This window comes from Streptococcus sp. HMSC064D12, assembly GCF_001837205.1.
GTDB lineage: Bacteria > Bacillota > Bacilli > Lactobacillales > Streptococcaceae > Streptococcus > Streptococcus salivarius_D.
The window spans coordinates 147,421-150,434 of the sequence record NZ_KV831725.1; the positions used below are offsets into that span (position 1 = coordinate 147,421).

The window sequence follows — 3,014 nt, forward strand, 5'->3', positions numbered from 1 at the left end:
CTGAAGTCACAAGTACAGCTAGTTCGGAAGTAGCGCATTCTGAAACTGCACATTCTGAGGTAATTGCAACGACTAGTGAGAGTGTTACAGCTGAGAATGCGTCACCTGTCGGTGATATCCCAATCGAAAATACCACAAGAGGAACTGACCGTTCTGCCTTTACTGAAAAAAGGAATGGATTTGTTACCGAAAAAGAAGAACGCATTGAAACAGAAAACTATTTAGGTAGTCTTATTACCACAAGACATCCTTATTACGTTACTTATTACTACGATAACAACGGTAATAAGCTTATGGGATGGCAAGATATTAATGGAGAACGCTATTATTTCAAAAAAGAGCGAGAACATCCTGGTTTCGAAACCATTGATGGAAAACTCTATTACTTTACAGATAGTGCACGTATGCTCCATGATGAATTTGTTGAAGAAAATGGTCAAACTTACTATCTAGGTAGCGATGGCGTGCGAGTTTCTGGCTTACAAGATATCAAAGGACAAACCTATTACTTTAATCCTGATAGAAACAGCCAACTTAGCTACGGCTTGAACGTGGTTGGTGACAAGCTCTATCTGTTTGGAGATGCTGGCAAAGAAAATGCAGGACAATTAGTTAAAGACACACATCTCAACAACGGTGATTTCAAACTGAATATTGATCCTAATGGTATCGTTACGGTGGCAAATAACCATCCAGCTTTTCTACAAGATAATGGTGGTCACTGGTACTATATGGATAAAGATGGAAAACTAGTTACTGGACTACAAACCATTGATGGTTTGACTTATTACTTTGATTCGAATGGTAGACAGGTCAAGGGTGAACGCCGTAAGGTCAATGGTAAATCCTATTTTTACGACCCAGATAACGGCGCCCTTGTGACGAACCGACTCGTCACCTTCAAAGCTGGACGATTCATTCCTGAAGAAAACTATGCTAAAGAAATAAGATTTGACTTTGCTCCTTATTCCAATTATGACAGCAAAGAACATCCTGAACTCGAAAGGTATTATTTTGGTGCCGATGGCCTACCAGTCACAGGATGGCAAACCATCAATGGTAATAAGTACTATTTCCAAGATAATGGAAATATGGTCGTGCACAGATTTTTCAACAACTATTACTTCTACAGTGATGGTACCATCGCTAGAAATATACGGTTGAATATTCCTACACACTATATTATGAGAGAATTTCCAAATATCTATGAATTTGACAATGATGGTGTCGGAAAATACATCTCTAGTGATTTTAAGGACCTTCGACCTAAGAGCGCTCATTTTTCTCAAGATAAAGAGGGCTACTGGTACTACTACGATGAGTATGGACAACCTGGTGTTGGTGCCGAAACTATTGATGGCTACGACATGTATTTCCATTTTGGAACTCGCCGTCAAGCTAAAGGTGAGTTCGTTGATGTCAATGGAAAAGTTTACTATTTTGATAAAGATAACGGTCGAAAGGTAAAAGATACCACCTTTGACATTAATGGTAAGACCTATGTGGCAGATCAATCTGGTGTCCTCAGTATTAAGAGTCAATCAACTGAACGAAACCGCTATATTAGTGATTCCGAAGGAAACTGGTACTATGTCAATGGCAAGGGCGACCTCCTCCTTGGTGCTCAGACCATCGATAATGTTAAGGTTTACTTCGATACCAAGGGTGTTCAATATAAAGGCCATTTTGCACCTGATCACCACTATTACGATAAAGATACTGGTGCGTTAGTAACAGATAGATTGGTTAAAGATGGTAGCAAAGAGTCTTATGTTGATAAAGAAGGAAAGATTTATAATGGTGTTAAAGATTTGGGCGGCATACAGTACTACTTTAGAGATGGTGAGAAAGTGAAAGGTGACTTCGATTATTCAAACAGCAATCTATACTACTATGACAAAGAGACTGGTGCACTTGTAACCGGAAAATACTTCCAACATAAGAATAATTGGTATTTTGCAAATGGTAATGGTAAGATTCTCACTGGAAAACAAGTCATCGATGGCAAGCATGTCTACTTTTACGATGATAATTATAATTACGGAAAGAAGGGCATACAAGCTAAAGATAAACTCGTCATTTTAAATGATAAAATCTACTACTACCTTCCTGACTCTGGTAATCGTGCTGAAAATGTGACCTTGACAGTAAATCATGTTACTTATTTCTTTGATGATAACGGCGTTGGTCATATCCTTAGATAATTTCTTACAAGTTACTAATGATTTCAACTGCTTATAACAAAAGGAAGTCGTTCAAAATCGACTTCCTTTTTACCTGTTTTTGATAATTCTGTTAGTTTCTATTGTTTATTCTTAAAAAAGGATTATAATGAAGTTAGACAAAAATGTAAGCGCTTTGATTTTTGTTTTAATGGACACTTAGGGGATTATCTAAAAGATTTGACATTATTTCGCTAATGCCTAAATACGGTTTATTGTAGGGTAATCATTCCTAAGTTGCTCAACCATAAAACTAGGGCTCATTTCTAAAAAAACATCATTTCTAACTAGAGCTCTAGAGGAGACACCTCATACTAGGAAGCTCTAGTTTTTTGTGTCCCATAGCCTTAAAAAAAAACGAGATAGTCTCAGCATAGAAAGGAGAACATATTTCAAAGCATTATCGTGTTACACAGAATTATTTTTCTATAACTCATGTTTGCCTTGAGCAGTCTCACAATACTGAAATTGAGGAGATTGGGAGAAAATAAGGGTTGTCATAAGAAAATTAACCCACATCGTTAGGTACTCCTACCTAATGCTCACTTTTCATAAAATCTCATGACAGTCCTTATTTGTGATATGTAAAAGTTTAAAATGAAAGGAGAATTACCATGGAAAAGAAAGTACATTTTAAACTTCACAAAGTTAAAAAACATTGGGTAACTATTGCAGTGACAGGGCTTACTTTAGGATTGAGTTTTGCAGGCCTTAACTACGCTTCAGCTGAAGAACACCATACCCCTGTTAATGAAGCGACTGTTGAAGCCATCATCAAAGAAGGCGCTATTG

General features: G+C 37.2%; 2 protein-coding genes. Both read left to right on the plus strand.

The window, feature by feature from the left end:
- The coding region (locus HMPREF2697_RS02480; protein ID WP_070849519.1) for a glucosyl transferase at nucleotides 1-2,204 on the plus strand (2,204 nt) is incomplete at its 5' end.
- A 632-nt stretch (nucleotides 2,205-2,836) separates the two neighbouring features.
- A partial coding sequence (locus HMPREF2697_RS10815; protein WP_142350071.1) for a KxYKxGKxW signal peptide domain-containing protein occupies nucleotides 2,837-3,014 on the plus strand: 178 nt, incomplete at its 3' end.